This window comes from Microbacterium gawkjiense, from assembly GCF_031932225.1.
GTDB lineage: Bacteria > Actinomycetota > Actinomycetes > Actinomycetales > Microbacteriaceae > Microbacterium > Microbacterium gawkjiense.
Window position 1 is genome coordinate 1,327,299 of the sequence record NZ_JAUZVV010000002.1, and the last position, 18,861, is coordinate 1,346,159.

An 18,861-nucleotide genomic window follows, 5' to 3' on the forward strand; every position below is an offset into this window, starting at 1 on the left:
CTGTCAGTTCCCCTTCGTCAGATCCGGAGCGAGTCCTTCGGCGTCGAGTTCGACCCACAATTCATCGGGAATGTCCGTCGTGCGCCGGTCGATGCTGCTCTCGACGTGCGCCGCAGTACGCATCCCGATCACCGCGGAGACGACCGCCGGATGCCGCAGGGAATACTGCACGGCGGCAGACGGGAGGTCGACGCTGTGCGAGCGGCAGATCGCGGCGAGCCGGCGAGCGCGGGCGAGCATTTCGCTCGACGCCGGCGCGTAGTCGAAATGGGCGTCGGGGCTGATCTCCGTCGAGCTGAGCAGCCCCGAGTTGTAGACCCCGGCGGCCACGACGGCCACCCCTCGTCGGGCCGCAAGCGGCATCAGATCCGTCAATCCCGTCTGGTCCAGGAGCGTCAGCCGCCCCGCGAGCATCACGACGTCGAGGTCGTGCGCCTCGATGAACCGAGCCGGCATCGCCGACTGATTCATCCCGGCGCCGACGGCACGGATCACACCCTGTGCGCGCAGATCGAGGAGGGCAGGCAGCGCCTCGCGTGTCGCCTGCTCCTCGTGGTCGTCGGGATCGTGGAGGTAGACGATGTCGATCCGGTCCGTGCCCAGACGGGTCAGGCTGTCCTCGATGGACCGCTTCACGCCGTCCGCCGAGAAATCCCACTCCCGGCGGACGGATGCCGGAACGACGAATCCCTCGCCGTCCTGAAGGTCGGCGGTGTCGGGACTGTCGACGAGCAGGCGACCGACCTTGGTGGAGATGATGATCTCCTCGCGCGGGGTCTCCGCCAGCGCCCGCCCCAAGCGACGTTCGGACAGACCCAGGCCGTAATGCGGGGCCGTGTCGAAGTAGGTGATGCCGGCGGCACGCGCGGCGTGGACCGCAGAGGTCGATTCGTCGTCCGTCGTCGTGCGATTGAGGTTCCCCAGCTGCGCGGCCCCGAATCCGACCTCGGTGACGGGCACGTTTCCCCGGATCGAGCGGGAGGGGAGGGCGGGGATGGTCATTGATCACCGAGTCTTCTGTGGCTGGGGGCGATGCACGCGGAACGGCGGCTGGGGCAGATCGCGTCGACGAACCAATCTATCGGCGTCACGAAACAGCCGGCGCCCGAAGATGCTCAGGACGCGGCGTACCGCTCGCCGACCGGGACCTCCCGGGCGAGCACATTGCCCGGCTGCGCGAGCGGGCACGCCCAGGCCGGGTCGTACGCGCACGACGGGTTGTAGGCGAAGTTCAGGTCGAGCACGATCGTGCCGGCCGCGGCATCCGTCCCGAGGTCCGCACCCTTGATCGTGTCGATCAGATAGCGTCCGCCGCCGTACGTCCCCCCGGCGACGCCGGCGAGGCCGTCACGGAGCGGGATGAAGACCCCGCCGCCGTAGGTCGTCAACCGCCAGACGTCGAGGCTGCCGACCTCCGGCAGGTCGACGACCGCGAGGCGCTCGAACGGGACGACGCCGTCGGTGCCGGTCGGGAACTCGAATCCGCCGGGCTCCGCCTCGCGCAGCGGGACCTCGAACCGCCAGGCCGGGTCGTACGGCGCGACGGGCAGCCCCGCAAAGCCGTCGCGGTCCTCGGGGAGGAGGGGGCTGGCGGGATGCCGCGCGAACAGGTCGTCGCGCTCCGCCCGCCACCGGTCGTGCGCACGTCGCGGATCGCCGGCCGCCCGCACCTCCGCGTACAGGGCGAAGACGCGACGACGCCAGTCGGCGACCTCGAGGGCGGTGCGTGCCGGAGCGCTGGTCATGGCTTCAGGCTATGCGGCCGGCACTGTCTCCGGGCCGGATCCCGGCGTAACCTCGCCGGGAGGAGAATCATGCCCGCACCACGCGCCGCCCTCGCCGCAGCGATCCTGCTGTCGGCGCTCACCCTGGCCGCCTGCGCGACGGAAGGAACCTCGATGCCCTCCCCCGGCGACACGAGCGACACCAGCCCCTCCGCACGACCGCCGTTCCGCACGGCGAACCCCGCCCCGCTCGGCCCGACCGGATCGCCGGCCGACCTCCCGCCGGCCAAGTGGGAGGCGATCGTCGCCGATCTCGTCACGCGCGGAGTGGCCGGCGAGCCCGTCCTCGTGTCGGCGGAACGGGTCGAGTTCTCGGACGGCTCGCTCGGGTGCCCCTCCCCCGGCATGTCCTACACCCAGGCGATCGTCGACGGTTATCGCGTCGTCGTGCGGGCGGACGGCCGCACGTTCGACTACCGCTTCGGGTCGGGTGACGAGCCCCGCCTCTGCGAGCGCTGACGACGGATGCCGAGAGGGGCGGCGCGTCCGCTGACGCACCGCCCCTCTCGTGAATCCGGCCTTACTTCACCGGGACGAGCAGCGCCTCGTCGGCGCCCGACTCGTTGTCGACGACGACCACCATCGCGCCGAGCGGCTTCTGCGCCGCGTAGGCGGAGGCGTCCGTGCGGACGGTCACCGAGGCCCGGCCGCCCTTCGGCACGACCTCGTACTGCCCGTTGGTGATCGCGGGATCGCCCGGGTTGTACGTCGCCGTCCCCGCGAACGCGTCGCTGCCATCGGTCGTGACGCTGAACGACTGCACGGTGTAGTCGAACGGCCCGGTGATCTTCAGGTCGGCGAGGTTCACCGGCAGCAGGATCGTGCTGCTGTCGGTCGGCGCCTGCGCGAGGAATCCGCTCGGGGTGAGCGCGCCCGTCTTCACGTTCTGCACGAACACCTCGGCGACACCGTCGACCGAACCGCTGCGCACGGCGCCGGAGTCGTACGAGAACACGACCCAGTCGGGCGTGCCGTCGCGGTTCGTGTCGATGACGACGTCGAACTCGTTGCTCGCGGCGTTCGACCACCGCGAGTGCGTGTTCACGGCGAAGACGGCCAGCTGGTCACCGCTCGCGGTCGCGAACGACTGCACACCCGCGGCGCGCAGGTCGTAACCCGTGTCGGCGATCGCCTTCGGGGCATCCTTCTTGTCCGTCAGACCCCAGGTGTAGACGTCCGCTGCCGCATCCAGCGCACCCTTGCGGTTGCGCAGGTCGAGGACGTGGTCGGCGTCGGCCACGCGGCCGCGCGAGCTGAGCGAGCCCTTCACCGTCACGTCGCTGTTCGACCGCGGGACGAGCAGGTAGGGCACGCGCAGGGTCGACCCCGGCGCGGTGAACACGACATCACCCGAGATCTCGGCGAACGAGAACTGGTCGTCCGCGCTCAGCGAGCCCGGCACCGAGGACGCCGGAGCGGACACCGTCACCCGGACGCTCTCCGTGCGACCCGGCTTCACCGTCACCTTCTTGGTGCTCGTCGTGACCTTGGCCTTCACCGACTGGGGCGAGGCCTGCGTCGAGACCGTGAAGGTCACGCTCTTCTTGCCGTCGTTGCGGACGGTGACCTTCTTCGTCCCGCCGAGCGTCGAACTCGACTCGTCGAAGCCGAAGCTCAACGCCGCCTCGCGCACACGACCGCTGTCGGTGCGGAAGCTGTCGCCCGTGGCGGTCACCGTCGTCCGCACCGCCTGCGCGGTGTCGACGAGGCCGACGCCGCCGCGGGTCGGGTTGATCCGCGCGACGCCGTCGGGGTCGGCGGTCGAGACGATCGCCGCCGAGATCCGCTCGGTGTCCCACGTCGGGTGCGCCTGCACCGTCAGCGCGGCGACGCCGGCGACGTGCGGGGCGGCCATCGAGGTGCCCGAGAGCACCGACGCGTCGCCGCCCGTGCCGACGGCGACCGACGAGATCGAGACGCCCGGCGCCGCGACGTCGGGGCTGATCGAGCTGTCGCCGCTGCGCGGACCGGACGAGCTGAACGAGGCGTAGTCGCGGAACGCGGGGTTCGCGATCTGCGCCGCCTGGACGGTCACGGCCGCGCCCGAGGTGAAAGCCGCGCCGTCGGACGAGCGGACGCCGAAGAACGGGATCGTGACCTCGTACGGCGTGCCGTCGTCGGGATTCTCCGTGATGACGCCCTCGTACGGGGGCAGGTCGTTCGTGGAGTTCACCATGACGACCGCCTCGGCTCCGGCCTGCTGCCCGAAGATTGGCTTGGCCGCGCGGGCGCACGTGCCGCGTTCGACGACGGCGATCTGGCCGCCGCCCTGTGTGATCCCGGCACGGGTGTAGTCGGATGCCGCGCACCCGAGCGCCTCGTTGGCGGCGGTCGCGGGGTCGTCGGTCAGTCGCACGACCGTCAGCTGCCCGACGTCGTCGAGCGCGGCACCGTTCGCGTTGATCGCCTGGACCTTCTTGCCGCCGACCGTGAGGGTGGCGCCGGGGAAGGATGCCGTGCTGTCGACGGCCGACACCGCGATCACGCCGTCACCGCTGCCCGGCGAACCGGTGAGGTACGGGCTCGGTCCGGAGTTGCCGGCCGACGCCACGACGACCACGCCCGCCCCGACCGCGTTGGCGGCGGCGACGGCGCTCGGGTCGTCGCCGCGGCCGAAGGACGAGCCGAGCGACATGTTGATGACGTCCATGCCGTTGTCGACGGCCCAGTCGATGGCCTGGATGGTGACGTCGGTCGAGCCGTCGCAGCCGAACACTCGGACGGCGTACAGGTCGGCCTCGGGCGCGACACCCGGTCCGACCCGGAAGTCGACGGACGGCGTCGTCTCGTCGTACGGACCGGTGTAGGTCTTGCCGTCGGTGGTGACGCCCGATCCGCCGGTCGTGCCGGCGACGTGGGAGCCGTGGCCCTCGCAGTCGAGGGGGTTGTTGTCGGGCTTCGGGATCAGGGCGTCGCCGGTGCCGCCGGCGTCGTAGTCGTCACCGACGAGGTCGATGCCGCCCTTGACGCGCGGGGCGCTCGGCCCGAAGAGCTTCGGGTCGGCGGGCGCATCCGAGGCGGCCGCGGCCTTCTCGTAGGCCTCGACCGTGCCCGGGCCGCCGAAGCCGGCGTGGGTGTAGTCGATGCCGGTGTCGATGATCGCGACCTTGACGTCCTCACCGGTGTACCCGGTGCTCTGCCAGACCGAGGGGACCCCGAGGAACGGCACGGAGACGGCGTTGTCGAGTTCGTGCGTCACGACGGGGTGTACCGCGACGACACCGGGGAGCGCGGCGACGTCGTCGAGCTCGGCGGCGGGCACGGTGGCCTGGATGCCGTTGTAGGCGGACTGCATCTGCGCGCGGATCTTGCCGCCGCGCTGGGTGATGTCGCCGCGGATGGCGTCCTGCGCGGCCTTCAGGTCCTTCTTCACGTCGGTCCGCTCGGTCTTGCTCAGCGAGCGGCCTTCCTCGGCCTCGACGACGGCGACGGGCTCACCCTCCATCTCGATGACGACCGACACCTGCCGATCGGGGTCGATCGCGGCCGCCGAGATGTCGCTGTCGAGGGCGCCGGTCGACGTGCTGCGGTCGAACCGCGCGGTGGGATCGTCGTCCGGCGTCGCGGCGAGGGCCGCGGTGGTGGGCAGTGAGAGCGCGAGGACGCCCGCAACCGCCAGGATGCGTCGGTGCAAGGGGGGACCGCCTTTCCTTCTGGGAAGAGCGCTCGGCTGGCTTGGGCGGGATCCGACCGGATGCCGCGGCCGAGGCTGATAGGAGGCTATGCACCCCCTGACCGTTCCCCAAGAGGAAGATGCACAGATGAGAGGATCCTCACCCGGCGGGTGTCACGCGATGCGGGTCCCCGGCGGCAGACGACGCGCCGGCGTGCGGGTGCGCACACCCGCCCACCACAGCAGGAGGCCCGCCGCGATCACCTGCACGCCGAGGCCGACGAACCAACTCGGCACCGTCGACGCGATGATCTCCTCCGGTGTCGGGCCGCTGTCCTGCACGACGCAGTCGCTGTACGAGCTGACCGGCTCGGGGGCGATCTGCGACTGCCGGACGGAGTACTTCGTCCATCCGAACAGGTCGTCGGGGTTGCCGTAGCGATCGAAGGTCGACGGTGTCGCGTCGGCGAGGATCACGAAGGGGTTCGCCGCCAGGATCCACCAGAAGTAATCGAACCGCGGCACCTCGTAGGTGGTGCTCTCCCAGTCGCCGCAGACCCACTGCTCCGGATCGTTCGGGCAGCTCGAGGAGCCGTCCGCGCACACGGGCGCGCCGGTCTCGTCGTACTGCGCCGATTGGTACCGGTCCACGCGCTCGGTGCGGACGCTCGACCCGAGCAGGCCGAACGCGATGACCGTCCCGACGGTGAGGGCCGCCACGACGAGGTAGGTCGTCGCGACGGAGAACAGCGGACGGGCGAGGATGCCGCTGAACGCCGTCCCGAGCGCCGCGACGACACCCGCTTCCACGACCAGCACGACGGCCGAGACCACGACCGCGAGCGGGTTGATGCCTCCGCCGAAGGTGGCGATGACGAGGAACGGCACGGCGACCACGGCGAACGCGAGCCCGGTCAGCCACGCGGCGAGGAACTTGCCGAGCACGATCTCGCGGGTCGTCGCCTGGGTGACCTGCAGCGGGGCGAGGGTCGCGGCATCCCGGTCGCCGTTGATGGAGTTGCCGCTGAGGGTCGGCGAGACGAGCACGACCAGCAGCAGCGTGACGAAGACGACGACCGAGTAGACGCCGGGTCCGGAGTCCTCCTGGCCCGAGAACGAGAGGAAGGCGAGCGCGGTCGTCCCGACGAGGACGAGCGCGAAGACACCGAGCAGCACGTACCAGGACACCGTGCGGATGCGCTGGGTCAGGTCGAGGCGGGCGATGGTCCACAGTCGCGAGAGGTTCATCGCGCACCTCCTTCGAGGTCGAGGAAGGTGTGTTCCAGGATGCCGCTGGCCGCGGAGAACTCCGCGACGGGCAGACCGGCCGCGACGAGCGCGGCGAGTCCCTGCGCCGCGGCCGCGTCGCCGGCGAAGCTCACGAGCAGGTCGCGTCGGTCGACGGGGAGGGTCGCGACGTCGAGCCCGAGGGCCCGGGCCACCGGGAGGGCGGCGGTCGCGGCATCCCGATCCGCGAGGCGGATCCGCCACGTCCGTGCCCGACCGGCCGCCTCGGCGACGCGCTCGGAGCTCACGGTCTCGCCCTGCGTCATGAAGACGGCGTCGTCGACGACCTCCTCGAGCTCGGAGAGGATGTGGCTGGAGACCAGCACCGTGCGTCCCTCCGCCGCGAGCGAGCGCAGCAGCAGGCGCAGGTCGATGCGCGCCTGCGGGTCGAGACCCGAGGCGGGCTCGTCGAGCAGGAGCACCCGCGGGTCGTGGACGAGGGCGCGCGCGAGGCCGAGGCGCTGCTTCTGGCCGCGGGAGAGCACCCGGGCCGGAGCATCCCCGAGAGACTCGAGGCCGACGGTGGTGAGCAGTTCCGCGGCGCGTGCCGCGGCGGCCGTCCGGTCGAGGCCGGAGAGCCGGCCGGTGACGGCGATCGTCTCGCGGGCCGAGAGCGAGGGCCACGCGCCCAGGCTGTCCGGCATCCACCCGAGCTTCGCGCGCGCCGCCGCGGGGTCGGTTACGGGATCGATCCCGGCGATCCGGATGGTGCCGGCGTCGGGGGCCAGGAGCGAAGCGAGCATCAGCAGCAGCGTCGTCTTGCCCGCGCCGTTCGGGCCCACGAGGCCAGTGACCGCGCCCTCGGGCGCCTGGAAGGTGACGTCGCGGACGGCGTGGACGTTCCCGAAGGATCGTCGCACCCCCTGGGCGACGATGCCGGCATCAGTCATACCGCTCACCCTAGGGGGCGGAGATGTCCTCCTGGGGAACGCGCGGACGCACACGCAGATTGAGCAGGCCGAAGGTCAGCAGCAGCGCGACCGCGACGACGGGTGCCCACAGGGCCACCGCGGCCCCGGCGGACTCGGCCAGCGCGCCGACCACCATGCTCGCGAAGGCCTGTCCGACGACGACCGCCGAACCGAGCACGGCCATGACCGTCGCCTCGCGTCCGCGCGGCGAACGAGCGGCGGCGAGCGCGTAGATCGTCGCGAGCGTCGGGCCGATGCCGCAGCCGGCGAGCGCGAGAGCCCACCCCATCGAGATCGCCCCCGTTGCCCCGGCGGCGAGAATCGCACCGATCAGCAGGACGGCGGTGAAGCCGATCCAGCGCCACGGCAACGCGAAGCGTCGCGGCAACAGGCCCACCCCGAGCGCGAGGATCGCTGAGCCGATGCCCATGATCCCGTAGAGGATGCCGGTCTGCTCGGGGAACCCGCCCTCGTCCGCGAAGGCGGTGAGCGAAGTCAGCATCGCTCCGAAGAACAGTCCGGTCGCGAAGGTGCCGGCGGCGGCGACGAGGATGCCGGGGCGCAGCACGGCCCGCGCCGGCTCACGCGCCGCACCCTCGTCCGCGTGGCCCGCGGTGCGAGCGGTCGGGTGCAGCGCGAACGCGGTGACGAAGACGACGGTGAGGACGGCGGCGGCGAGAACCGGGGCGGCGGGGCTAGCCGCGATCGCGACGACGCCGACGAGGACCGGCCCGAAGACGAAGACGATCTCATCGACGGCCGACTCGAACCCCATCGTCGATTCCTGCAGCCGTCCGCGGGCGCTGCGATCGAGGCCCATCCGGCCGATCGCGCCGACCAGCCGGGCGCGCGACATCGGCGAGACCTGCGGAGCGGTCGCCCCGGCGAGCACCGAGACGCCCAGGAGCACACCGTCCGGGGTGTCGCCATAGGCGACGGCGACGAGGGTCACCAGGACGGCGCTCTGGACGAGCGTCGCGAGCAGCAGCACCGGGCGCTGACCCCAGCGATCGGCGGCCGCACCGATGAGGGGGCCGGTCGCGATGGTGCCGAGGCCGACCATCGCCGAGGTGAGCCCGCCGACGGCGAGCGATCCCCGGGCGTCGACCACCATCGTGAGGACGCCGACGACGATCATCGCGTACGGCAGTCGCGCGATCAGGGCGATGGCGAAGTATCCGATACCCACAGAAGCGGCGAGCGTCCGGAGGGGGCTGTCGCGTTCGGGGGCGCGCACCGGTGTCGAGTCGGTGAGGGGCATGTGTCATGACCTCCGTGCAGCTGAGGCGTCGTGCCGCCTTGACTCTCCACGGATCAGGTAGTTACACGGGGTGCTGGCGCACCGGCGTCCATTCTACCGCGCGCCACCTGAGCGTCCCGGGTGGGCGAAGAAGGCGACGCCGAGGTCCGGGTGGTCGACGAAGACGCCGTCGACGCCGGTCTCCGCGATCCGGCGCCACTCCCCCTCCCAATCGCCGAACGCCGCGTCGTCGCCGGGGCCGCGGAAGAGCGGGTCGAGGAACGCGTTCTCCGGTCGGCACGTCCACACATAGACCTCGAGCCCGCGACGATGCGCGTCCGCCACGACGGACGGATGCTCGAGCACGATCCGCTTGTCGAGACTGATCCCGTCAACCTCCCCCGCGAGCAGGTCGAGCCCCGCCGGGGTGAGCTGGTCGGCGTAGGTGAGTGCGTCGTCGCCGTCCGCCGCCCGGAGGTCCCACGCGGACCCCTCCGCCTCGAGCAGGTAGATGTAGCGGGCACGGATGCCGCGACCCCGCAGCTCCTGCAGGATCCGCTGCTCGAACGATTCGATCACCAGCGGCCGGGCCCCGACATCCCATCCGGCGCTGCGCAGTTCGTCGGCGAGCAGCCCCGCGACGTCGTACCCGATCGACCCGAAGTACGTCGCGTGCTTCACCTCCAGCACGACGCCGGCCGCCGCCGGGGCCGCAGCCACGAGGTCGAGGAGCTCGCGCAGCCGCAGGATCGGCTGACCGCGGTCGCTCGCCGCGCTCCCCGGCCGCAGGTGCGGCAGCCGTTCCCGGCACCGCAGCGTGGCCAGCTCGTCCCACCTGAAGTCCTCCGTGAACCATCCGGTCAGGGGCGCACCGTCGACGACCTTCGTCGCCCGACGGGACGCGAACTCGGGGTGGTCGGCCACGTCGGTCGTCGACCCGATCTCGTTCTCGTGCCGGACCACGGCGATGCGGTCCGAGGTGAAGACGACGTCGGGCTCGACGGCGTCCACCCCGGAGGCGAGAGCGAGGTCGTAAGAGGCGCGCGAATGCTCGGGCAGGTACCCCGGCGCGCCGCGGTGACCGATGACGAGCGAGCGGTTCACGGACATGCGGTCAGGGTACCCAGCTCGGGTGACGCGACCCGCCGCACGAGCGCGGCCAGAGGGGCCTCATAGTCCTCTCACAGCGGGGGCCCGCACCCGCGGAAACACGGTCCGATACGCTGGATCGACAGCACAGCGCTGTGAGTCGACTTTTGGAGTGAGACACACAATGGCAGCGTCCGGCAATTTCGCCTTCAACAATCCGGTGTTCCAGGAGGATCAGCGCCGTCCCGGCCTGACTCCCCCTGCCGCCCCGACGAACTACTCGGCCGCCTCGCACCAGGCCGCCGACCTCGCCGCGAGCGCTCAGCTCGAGGGCATGTACGCGGCCCCGACCGCATCCTCCGTCAACACCGGCCGGATGACGGTCGAGGACACCGTTCTGAAGACGGTCATCCTCTTCGGGATCCTTCTCGTGACAGCGGTGGTCGGGTGGGTCTGGACCCTCTCGCCCGTCAGCGTCGAGAACCCTGTCCCCACGATGATGCCCTGGATCATCGGTGCGCTGGGTGGTTTCGTCCTCGCGATGATCATCACCTTCACGTCGCGCAAAAAGGTCCGCCCCGGCCTGATCTTCGCGTACGCGGCGTTCGAGGGTCTGTTCGTCGGAGGTATCTCGGCGTTCTTCGAGTTCATCTGGCCCGGCATCGTCATGCAGGCCACGCTGGCCACCGTCGCTGTCGTCGGAACCACTCTTGCTCTCTTCGCAAGCGGAAAGATCCGCGCCTCGGCTCGTGCCACGAAGATCTTCATGATCGCGCTTGTGGGCTACATGGTCTTCTCGCTCGTGAACCTCGTCCTGATGTGGACGAACGTCCTCCCGCAGGACATGATGTTCGGTCTGCACAGCGCCAAGATCGGACCGTTCCCGCTGGGACTCGTGATCGGTGTTCTCGTCGTGATCATGGCCGCGTACTCCCTGGTCCTGGATTTCGACCTCGTGCAGCAGGGTGCCCGCAACGGCGCTCCCCGCGAGTTCGGCTGGATCGGCGCCTTCGGCATCATGGTCACGGTCGTCTGGCTCTACGTCGAGATCCTCCGCATCATCGCCATCCTGCGGGGCAACGACTGACCCCCGCCTCACACGACGAAGGCCGTCCGGGAAACCGGGCGGCCTTCGTCGTTGCGGGCGGTCCGCGTGCTCAGGACGGGAGCCGCAGGACGGCGACCGTGCCGCGCGGGGCGTGCGACTCGAGCGCCACGGTCGCCCCGTAGGCCTCGGCGAGCGACGCGGCGTTGGAGAGCCCGATGCCGGTGCCGGGAATGGCGGCATCGTGTGCGTACGGAGCCCGGTAGAACCGGTCGAAGGCGTGCGTGCGCTCCTGCTCGGTCATCCCGACACCCTGGTCCGCGACGGTGACGACGATCTCGCGTCCCTCCTCGTAGGCCGAGACCACGACGTCGCCGCCTCCCGCGGGGGTGAACTCGACGGCGTTGCGGAGGAGCTCCTCCAGGATCGACGCGAGATCGCGGACGGCGATGCGAGCCGCACGCTCGGGCATCGCGCCCATCTGGATGTGGATGCGGCGGTCCCGCGCGCGGGCCGCGACCTCCGAGATCGCGTGTTTGACGACAGGGCCGACGTGGGAGGCTCCCGAGCGCGCCTCGACGTCGCGTGTCGACTGTCCGGCGGCGATGAGGCGCTCGACGAGCCGCAGCAGGCGCTCCGCGGACCGCTCGACCGCTTCCCACCGTTCGGTCTCGGCCGACTCGTTCATGAGGGCGATGTCGGTGTGACCGAGGATCACCGTGAGGGGCGTGCGGAATTCGTGACCGACGGTGCTGAGGAACCGATCGCGGACTTCGACGGCACCCACGAGCTCGGTGACGTCCTGACCGACGATCACGATCCCGACCTCCTCGCCGCCGGCGACGACGGGACGCACGATGACCTGCAGCACGCGCCGCGGGTCGCCGCCGAACTCCACCGTCCGCGGCGCGGCGAAGTCCCCCGAGCGCACGCGCTCGACGAAGTCGGCCGAGGTGGCCTCGGCGGGCATCGAGGTGTCGGCGCGCCAGATGACCGAGAGGAATCCGTCCCGGTCGATCTCGTCTATCCCGGATCGTCCGCTGATCTCGGCGGCCACGGCGTTGAGCAGGATCGGGCGTCCATCCGGTCCGAAGACGGCGACGGCGTTGTCGGTCGCGTCGAGCGTGGCGCGCAGCATGGCGGTGTCGCGGCCCGACAGCCGCAGCGCGTGATCGAGTTCGTCCGACACGGCCTCGGTGTGCGCCCGCATCCGCCCGAGGTCCCGGGCGATGAGGGCGATGGTCCCCGCGATGAGCCCCGCGATGATGGGCAGGGCGACGACCGAGACGACGTCGGCGGCGTCGCGGAATCCGCCGGTCCGGATGATCTGGATGAGCGGTCCGAGAGCGGTCAGCAGCACCCCGGCCACGACGGTGGCGGGCGGGAAGGCGAAGGCGAGCCAGCCGAGCGGGAAGATCATCAGCAGGCCCGCCGCGGGCAGGACCTCCACACCGGCGTCCCGCAGGGGGACGCACGCGAGGATCTGCACGAGCGGGATGGCCGCCAGCCACTCCGTGTGCTTGGTCGGCTGGACGAGCCAGACGGCGGTCATGGCCGCCGTGCTCAGAACGATGACGCCGAAGCCGGCGAGCAGCAGCGGGGTGATGCGGGCGCTGTCGATCGTCCCGAGGATCAGCACGACGATGAGGGTCGAGATGGCCAGGACGAACTGCGCGTACGGCTGTGTACGCGGACGCTCGATCAACGCCTCACCCCCTCCTCAGACGGCGGTGCAGAACGGGGCAGGAGCCCGCGCTCACTCTGACCGGGCCGGACACGCCGTGTCAAGGGCTGGCGGCGCGGCTCGTCACGGGGGCTCCCCCCGCGACTCACTCCCATTCGATGGTCCCCGGGGGCTTCGACGTGACGTCGAGCACCACCCGGTTGACCTCGCGCACCTCGTTCGTGATGCGGTTGCTGATCTTCGAGAGCACGTCGTACGGCAGCCGGGTCCAGTCCGCCGTCATGGCGTCCTCGCTCGAGACGGGGCGAAGGACGATCGGATGCCCGTAGGTCCGCCCGTCCCCCTGCACACCCACCGAGCGGACGTCGGCCAGCAGCACGACGGGGCACTGCCAGATCTCGCCGTCCAGTCCCGCCTTCGTCAGCTCGGCGCGAGCGATGGCGTCGGCGTCACGCAGGATCTCGAGGCGGTCAGCGGTGACCTCACCCACGATGCGGATGCCGAGGCCGGGCCCCGGAAAGGGCTGCCGTCCGACGATGGCTTCCGGGAGCCCGAGCTCACGGCCGATCGCGCGGACCTCGTCTTTGAACAAGGTGCGCAGCGGCTCGACGAGCTCGAACTGCAGGTCTTCGGGGAGTCCTCCGACGTTGTGGTGGCTCTTGATGTTCGCCGTGCCGGCACCGCCGCCGGACTCGACGACGTCCGGGTACAGGGTGCCCTGCACGAGGAACCGGATCGGGTCGCCCTCCGCGGCGGCCTCGGCGATGAGGTCCGACTGGACCTTCTCGAAGGCGCGGATGAACTCCCGGCCGATGATCTTGCGCTTCTGTTCGGGATCGCTCACGCCGGCGAGGGCGTCGAGGAAGGTCTCCCGCGCGTCGACGGTGATCAGGCGCACCCCGGTCGAGGCGACGTAGTCGTTCTCGACCTGCTCGCGCTCGCCCTTGCGGAGGAGCCCGTGGTCGATGAAGACGGCGGTGAGCTGGTCGCCGACAGCCTTGTGCACGAGGGCGGTGGACACCGCCGAGTCGACGCCTCCCGACAACGCCGAGATGACCCGGCCCGTCCCGACCTGCGCGCGGATCTTCTCGACCTGCTCGGCGATGACGTTGTCGCTGTTCCAGTCGGCGGGCAGTCCCGCCGCCTTGTGCAGGAAGTTCTCCAGCACGCGCTGGCCGTGGTCGGAGTGCTTGACCTCGGGATGCCACTGCACGCCGTAGAGCTTACGGGCGTCGTTCGCGAAGGCGGCGACGGGGGTGGCCGCGGTCCGCGCGAGGACCTCGAAGCCGTCGGGAGCGGCGCTGACCTGGTCGCCGTGGCTCATCCACACGTTCTGGTCCACGGGCTGTCCGTCGAGCAGCACGTTGTCGGTGACGATCGTGGCATCCGTCGCCCCGTACTCGCGGAGGCCGGTGTTCGCGACCTCGCCGCCGAGGGTCTTGGCCATCACCTGGAAGCCGTAGCAGATGCCGAGCGTCGGGACACCGAGGTCGAAGACACCGGCATCCAGCTGCGGCGCTCCCTCCTCGTAGACCGACGAGGGACCGCCCGAGAGGATGATCCCGACAGGGTTCTTCTCGGCGATCTCCGCAGCCGTCGCGGTGTGCGGCACCAGTTCGCTGTACACGCCGGCCTCGCGGACGCGACGGGCGATCAGTTGCGCGTACTGGGCGCCGAAGTCGACGACCAGCACGGGTCGCTGGGAGGTTTCGGTCTGCTCTGTCACCGGGTCTCCGTGGGGGTTTCGAGGGGGACGGATGCGGCGGCCTCCCGCTCGGCCAGGTACTCCCTGACCTCGCGGGCGACCTTCGCCTCCATGAAGAAGGACAGGAGGGGCACGATGCCGCCGAGTGCGAGCACGATGAAACGCGGGAAGCGCCACCGCATGAGGCTCCACACCCGGAAGCACGCGAAGAGATAGACGACGTAGAACCACCCGTGCACGACGAGGATCGCGAGCGAGATGTTGACGCCGTCTCCGGTGGAGACGATGTCGCACGTGTTCGTCATCGGCGCGAACAGCGAGTACCACTGGCAGTCGGGGCCGGGGATCGCCGTCGCGAACCACAGCAGCCCACCCGAGCCGCCGGCGAAGAGCTCGACGTGGAGCGGCGTGTACTTCAGGATCATCTCGGCGACCAGCAGAAGCAGGCCGACACCGGTGATGATCGATGCGATCTGGTAGAACCGCAGGGCGCCGCGGATCGCCGGGAACGTGGCGAGTTTGGGCTGGACGGGCATGGCTTCCAGTCTACGGGCGCGGCAGGGGCTGCTCGGCGCCCTCGCCGTCGTCGGAGAGCGCTTCGACTTCCTTCTCCCACGCGTCGCGCGCCAGTCGGTACCACATGTAGAAGGCGAAGCCCGCGAATACCGCCCACTCGATGGCGTAGAAGATGTTGAGCCAGTTCACCGACGACAGCTCGGTCGGGGCCGGCGCATGGATCTGCTGCAGCGCGCCGAAGGCCTCCGCGGAGACGAGGTAGGGACGGTAGACGTCGAGCTCCTCGATGTCGCTCCACTGCGAGAGCAGCGCGGCCGGAGACATCGAGGTGATCTCGAGAGGGTCGGCGTCCCGCGGCGGCTCCTTCGCGCCCTCGTCGGAGATAAGCCGTCCCGTCAGCGTGACGTCCTGCGGCGGCGCGTCGCTCAAAGCGGATGCCGCGGCATCCGCGTTCTCCCGGTCAGGCGTGAACCCGACCGCCACTGCGAGCGAGGTCGGACCGTCCACCCCGGCGGTCGTCGAGTCGACGCGGAATTGTCCCGCCACCCAGTATCCGGGCGTGCCGTCGTCGTAGCGGGAGGTGACGACGCGGAAGTCGCCGGCTACGAAGGCACCCGTCACCTCGACCCGTTGGCCCACGAGCGGCTCCGGCAGGTAAGCGCCGGGAGCCACGACCTCACCCAGCGGACGCACCTGCTCGGTCATGCCCGCGGGCGGCGGATCGGTGTCGATGGCGTTCCCCAGCTGCCACTGCCCGAGCCACGCGAAGATCCCGGCCACGAGCAGGGCGAGGCCCAGCATCCCGATCCAGAACGGACGGGTCATGACCTCCCGCAGCGTCGGCGGGAAGACGTCGGGAAGATCGTCGACGGCGGGGGTTCCGGTCATCAGTGGGACGACGCGTACGGCGCGACGACGACCTCGACGCGCTGGAACTCCTTGAGATCCGAGTAGCCGGTCGTCGCCATCGACTTCCGCAGCGCACCGATGAGGTTCGCCGTGCCGTCGGCGACGGGGGCCGGGCCGTAGAGGATCTCTTCCAACGGCGAGACCTGACCGACCTCGACGCGGGTGCCGCGCGGCAGCTTGGCGTGGTGCGCCTCGGGTCCCCAGTGGAAGCCGCGGCCGGGGGCGTCGGTCGCGCGCGCGAGCGCGACGCCGAGCATGACGGCATCGGCGCCCATGGCGAGCGCCTTCACGATGTCGCCCGACGTGCCGACACCGCCGTCGGCGATGACGTGCACGTAGCGCCCGCCCGACTCGTCGAGGTAGTCGCGGCGCGCACCGGCGACGTCGGCGACCGCGGTGGCCATCGGCGCGTGCAGGCCGAGGGTGGCGCGAGTGGTGGATGCCGCTCCCCCGCCGAACCCGACGAGGACGCCGGCGGCGCCGGTCCGCATGAGGTGGAGCGCAGCAGTGTAGGTCGCCGCGCCGCCCACGATGACGGGGACGTCGAGGTCGTAGATGAACTTCTTGAGGTTGAGCGGCTGGTCGACGCTGGACACGTGCTCGGCCGAGACCGTGGTGCCGCGGATGACGAACAGGTCGACGCCGGCGGCGACGACGGTCTCGTACAGATCCTGCGTGCGCTGCGGGGTGAGCGCGCCGGCCACCGTCACGCCGGCGGCGCGGATCTCGGCGAGGCGGTCGCGGACCAGCTCGGGCCTGATCGGAGCGGAATAGAGCTCCTGCATCCGACGGGTCGCGCCGTCCGCGGGGAGCGCGGCGATCTCGGCGAGCAGCGGCTCCGGGTCGTCGTACCGGGTCCACAGCCCCTCGAGGTCGAGCACACCCAGGCCGCCGAGCTGACCGAGCATGATCGCCGTGCGCGGGCTCATCACCGAGTCCATCGGCGCGCCGAGGACCGGGATGCCGAAGCTGTAGGCATCGATCGACCAGGCGGTCGAGACGTCCTCGGGGTTGCGCGTGCGCCGCGAGGGCACGACGGCGATGTCGTCGAAGGCGTACGCGCGACGCGCGCGCTTGGCGCGGCCGAGCTCGATTTCCATGGTCACCGTCCCAGCCTACCGTCGGGGCCCGACGCCCGCCCCGCCTGCTCAGCGGGCACGCGCCACCCGCCGTTCGTCCCACACGGGCTCGTCGGACTCGTAGACCGTGCCGTCGGCCCCGAAGACGAGGAACCGGTCGAACGACCGTGCGAACCAGCGGTCGTGGGTGACCGCGAGCACGGTTCCCGAGAACGCGGTCAAGGCGTTCTCCAGCGCCTCGGCCGACACGAGGTCGAGGTTGTCGGTCGGCTCGTCGAGCAGCAGAAGCGTCGCACCCGACAGTTCCAGCAGCAGGATCTGGAACCGCGCCTGCTGGCCGCCGGACAGACTCGCGAAGTCCTGCTCGGCCTGGGCGACGAGCCCGTAACGGTCGAGCGCCGAGCTGGCGGCGTCGCGCGGCATCCCGCTCCTCCGGTCGTCGCCCCGGTGCAGGATGTCGAGCAGGGACCGCCCGGTGAACTCCGGATGCCGGTGGGTCTGCGCGAACCACCCGGGCACCACCCGCGCGCCCAGTGCGGCGCTGCCGGTGTGCGCCACCGGCTCCAGCGCCGCCCCGGTGACCGTGACGTGCCCCAGGAGGGCGTCGGGATCCGAGCCGCCCGCGGCGAGCAGCCGCAGGAAGTGGGACTTCCCCGAGCCGTTCGATCCGAGCACCGCCACGCGGTCGCCGAACCACACCTCGAGGTCGAACGGTCGCATGAGCCCGGTCAGCTCGAGGGACTCCGCGACGACGGCGCGCTTGCCGGTGCGCGCACCGCGCAGCCGCAGGTCGAGCTTCTGTTCCGCGGGTCGCTCCTCGGGCGGACCGGCCTCCTCGAATCGACGGAGCCGGGTCTGCGCCGCGCGGTAGCGTGACGCGAACTCGTCGCTCGCGGCCGCCTTCACCTTCATGTCGGCGACGAACTTCTTCAGCTTCGCGTGCTCCTCGTCCCACCGACGGCGCAGCTCGTCGAGGCGCGACATGCGGTCCTCGCGCGCTCGGTGGTACGTCGTGAACCCGCCGCCGTGGACCCAGGCGGTGCTGCCGGCCGCGCCCGCCTCGAGCGTGACGATGCGGCTCGCCGCACGGGCGAGCAACTCGCGGTCGTGCGAGATCAGCAGGACGGTCTTCGTCGTCTCGCGCAACCGCTCCTCGAGCCACCGTTTGCCCGGGACGTCGAGGTAGTTGTCGGGCTCGTCGAGCAGGAGCACATGGTCCGTTCCGCGCAGGAGTGCTTCGAGCGCGAGCCGCTTCTGCTCACCTCCCGACAGGGTGACGAGTTCCCGGAACCGCGCACGTTCGAACGGGATGCCGAGGGCCGCCGTCGTGCACGTGTCCCAGACGGTCTCGTACTCGTAACCGCCGGCATCCGCGTAGTCGGCGATCGCCGCGGCGTAGCGCATCTGTGCATCGAAATCTTCGGACTCGATGAGCGCGTTCTCGGCGTCCTCGAGCTCTCGCGCCGCGGCGCTGATCCGAGCCGGAGCCACAGTGATGAGGAGGTCGTGGACGGTCTGGCCGGAAGCCCCATGCCCGATGAACTGATCCATCGCACCCAGCGAACCGTCGATCGTGACGGCGCCGCCGTGCGCGCGGAGCTCGCCGCGGATGATGCGCATGAGCGTGGTCTTGCCGGCACCGTTCTGCCCGACGAGGGCAGTCGTCGATCCCGCCGGGACCCGGAACACGACGTCCTCGAGAAGCGGGGTCCCGTCGGGGAGGGTGAATGAGACGCTCTGCACGTCGATGTGGGCCACGATGGTCGGTCCTTCCGCCCCGAGACCGGAGCCGACCAGCTTATCGGAGAACGCAGGTTCTCACGAAGATGCCCGGAAACCACGAAAGCCCCGACCAGCATTGGTCGGGGCTTTCGATCGAAAGAAGTCCGGCGGTGTCCTACTCTCCCACAGGGTCCCCCCTGCAGTACCATCGGCGCTGTGAGGCTTAGCTTCCGGGTTCGGAATGTGACCGGGCGTTTCCCTCACGCTATGGCCGCCG

15 protein-coding genes and 1 rRNA gene are annotated in these 18,861 nt (G+C 70.7%); 2 read left to right on the forward strand and 14 right to left on the reverse strand.

From position 1 onward, the window contains the following. Positions 1 to 3: 3 nt before the first annotated feature. Both Q9S71_RS14595 and Q9S71_RS14600 read right to left on the reverse strand, forming a co-directional pair. Positions 4 to 1,002, reverse strand: coding sequence for an aldo/keto reductase (locus Q9S71_RS14595; protein ID WP_311863194.1), 999 nt, complete (start codon positions 1,000 to 1,002; stop codon positions 4 to 6). Positions 1,003 to 1,115: 113 nt separating this feature from the next. After that, positions 1,116 to 1,745 carry a DUF1684 domain-containing protein gene (locus tag Q9S71_RS14600; protein WP_311863196.1) on the reverse strand — a complete coding sequence of 210 codons (630 nt, stop codon included), beginning with the start codon at positions 1,743 to 1,745 and terminating at the stop codon, positions 1,116 to 1,118. Positions 1,746 to 1,814: 69 nt separating this feature from the next. On the opposite strand from Q9S71_RS14600, the gene Q9S71_RS14605 reads away from it, so the two are divergent. Then, the gene (locus Q9S71_RS14605; RefSeq protein ID WP_311863199.1) at positions 1,815 to 2,243 is read left to right on the forward strand and encodes a hypothetical protein; all 429 of its coding nucleotides are present in this window, start codon (positions 1,815 to 1,817) and stop codon (positions 2,241 to 2,243) included. Between the two features lie 61 nt (positions 2,244 to 2,304). Here Q9S71_RS14605 and Q9S71_RS14610 read toward each other — a convergent pair whose 3' ends face one another. The 5 genes from Q9S71_RS14610 to Q9S71_RS14630 all read right to left on the reverse strand — a co-directional run bounded on the left by Q9S71_RS14610 (position 2,305) and on the right by Q9S71_RS14630 (position 9,945). Then, positions 2,305 to 5,418 (reverse strand): S8 family peptidase, encoded by a 3,114-nt coding sequence (locus tag Q9S71_RS14610; RefSeq protein ID WP_311863201.1) that lies wholly within the window; start codon positions 5,416 to 5,418, stop codon positions 2,305 to 2,307. A gap of 153 nt (positions 5,419 to 5,571) precedes the next feature. Next, positions 5,572 to 6,645 (reverse strand): ABC transporter permease, encoded by a 1,074-nt coding sequence (locus Q9S71_RS14615; RefSeq protein ID WP_217531555.1) that lies wholly within the window; start codon positions 6,643 to 6,645, stop codon positions 5,572 to 5,574. After that, complete coding sequence (locus Q9S71_RS14620) at positions 6,642 to 7,574, reverse strand: ABC transporter ATP-binding protein (RefSeq protein ID WP_311863203.1); 933 nt, start codon at positions 7,572 to 7,574, stop codon at positions 6,642 to 6,644. Before Q9S71_RS14620 ends, Q9S71_RS14615 begins: the two co-directional genes overlap by 4 nt. 10 nt (positions 7,575 to 7,584) lie before the next feature. Then, positions 7,585 to 8,856 carry an MFS transporter gene (locus Q9S71_RS14625; protein ID WP_311863206.1) on the reverse strand — a complete coding sequence of 424 codons (1,272 nt, stop codon included), beginning with the start codon at positions 8,854 to 8,856 and terminating at the stop codon, positions 7,585 to 7,587. Between the two features lie 93 nt (positions 8,857 to 8,949). Next, positions 8,950 to 9,945 carry a glycerophosphodiester phosphodiesterase family protein gene (locus tag Q9S71_RS14630; RefSeq protein ID WP_311863208.1) on the reverse strand — a complete coding sequence of 332 codons (996 nt, stop codon included), beginning with the start codon at positions 9,943 to 9,945 and terminating at the stop codon, positions 8,950 to 8,952. Between the two features lie 163 nt (positions 9,946 to 10,108). Between Q9S71_RS14630 and Q9S71_RS14635 the strand changes: the two genes are divergently transcribed. Then, positions 10,109 to 11,011 carry a Bax inhibitor-1/YccA family protein gene (locus Q9S71_RS14635; RefSeq protein ID WP_311863210.1) on the forward strand — a complete coding sequence of 301 codons (903 nt, stop codon included), beginning with the start codon at positions 10,109 to 10,111 and terminating at the stop codon, positions 11,009 to 11,011. 70 nt (positions 11,012 to 11,081) lie between these two features. Here the strand turns inward: Q9S71_RS14635 and Q9S71_RS14640 are convergent, their stop codons facing one another. From Q9S71_RS14640 to rrf, 7 genes are all read right to left on the reverse strand, one after another. Next, a complete protein-coding gene (locus Q9S71_RS14640; RefSeq protein WP_311863212.1) occupies positions 11,082 to 12,674 on the reverse strand; it encodes a sensor histidine kinase in 1,593 nt (530 codons plus the stop codon). Between the two features lie 124 nt (positions 12,675 to 12,798). Continuing rightward, positions 12,799 to 14,379 carry a glutamine-hydrolyzing GMP synthase gene (guaA, locus tag Q9S71_RS14645; protein ID WP_217531550.1) on the reverse strand — a complete coding sequence of 527 codons (1,581 nt, stop codon included), beginning with the start codon at positions 14,377 to 14,379 and terminating at the stop codon, positions 12,799 to 12,801. After that, positions 14,376 to 14,894 (reverse strand): DUF3817 domain-containing protein, encoded by a 519-nt coding sequence (locus tag Q9S71_RS14650; RefSeq protein WP_217531549.1) that lies wholly within the window; start codon positions 14,892 to 14,894, stop codon positions 14,376 to 14,378. Before Q9S71_RS14650 ends, guaA begins: the two co-directional genes overlap by 4 nt. Positions 14,895 to 14,904: 10 nt before the next feature. Further along, positions 14,905 to 15,762: an SURF1 family protein gene (locus Q9S71_RS14655; protein ID WP_311863215.1), complete on the reverse strand. Its 858-nt coding sequence runs from the start codon at positions 15,760 to 15,762 to the stop codon at positions 14,905 to 14,907. Continuing rightward, on the reverse strand, positions 15,762 to 16,883 hold the full coding sequence (locus tag Q9S71_RS14660) for a GuaB3 family IMP dehydrogenase-related protein (protein ID WP_311863319.1): 1,122 nt from the start codon (positions 16,881 to 16,883) through the stop codon (positions 15,762 to 15,764). The genes Q9S71_RS14655 and Q9S71_RS14660 overlap by 1 nt, the downstream gene beginning before the upstream one ends. 48 nt (positions 16,884 to 16,931) lie before the next feature. Beyond that, on the reverse strand, positions 16,932 to 18,620 hold the full coding sequence (locus Q9S71_RS14665; RefSeq protein WP_311863217.1) for an ABC-F family ATP-binding cassette domain-containing protein: 1,689 nt from the start codon (positions 18,618 to 18,620) through the stop codon (positions 16,932 to 16,934). Positions 18,621 to 18,746: 126 nt separating this feature from the next. Then, positions 18,747 to 18,861: ribosomal RNA gene (rrf, locus tag Q9S71_RS14670) — 5S ribosomal RNA — on the reverse strand; the annotation flags it as partial.

Bases quoted from the DNA above. Each gene is read 5' to 3' on its own strand.
- Q9S71_RS14595 (WP_311863194.1), bottom strand. From the start codon at position 1,002: ATGACCATCCCCGCCCTCCCCTCCCGCTCGATCCGGGGAAACGTGCCC.
- Q9S71_RS14600 (WP_311863196.1), bottom strand. From the start codon at position 1,745: ATGACCAGCGCTCCGGCACGCACCGCCCTCGAGGTCGCCGACTGGCGT.
- Q9S71_RS14605 (WP_311863199.1), top strand. From the start codon at position 1,815: ATGCCCGCACCACGCGCCGCCCTCGCCGCAGCGATCCTGCTGTCGGCG.
- Q9S71_RS14615 (WP_217531555.1), bottom strand. From the start codon at position 6,645: ATGAACCTCTCGCGACTGTGGACCATCGCCCGCCTCGACCTGACCCAG.
- Q9S71_RS14620 (WP_311863203.1), bottom strand. From the start codon at position 7,574: ATGACTGATGCCGGCATCGTCGCCCAGGGGGTGCGACGATCCTTCGGG.
- Q9S71_RS14625 (WP_311863206.1), bottom strand. From the start codon at position 8,856: ATGCCCCTCACCGACTCGACACCGGTGCGCGCCCCCGAACGCGACAGC.
- Q9S71_RS14630 (WP_311863208.1), bottom strand. From the start codon at position 9,945: ATGTCCGTGAACCGCTCGCTCGTCATCGGTCACCGCGGCGCGCCGGGG.
- Q9S71_RS14635 (WP_311863210.1), top strand. From the start codon at position 10,109: ATGGCAGCGTCCGGCAATTTCGCCTTCAACAATCCGGTGTTCCAGGAG.
- Q9S71_RS14650 (WP_217531549.1), bottom strand. From the start codon at position 14,894: ATGCCCGTCCAGCCCAAACTCGCCACGTTCCCGGCGATCCGCGGCGCC.
- Q9S71_RS14655 (WP_311863215.1), bottom strand. From the start codon at position 15,762: ATGACCGGAACCCCCGCCGTCGACGATCTTCCCGACGTCTTCCCGCCG.
- Q9S71_RS14660 (WP_311863319.1), bottom strand. From the start codon at position 16,883: ATGGAAATCGAGCTCGGCCGCGCCAAGCGCGCGCGTCGCGCGTACGCC.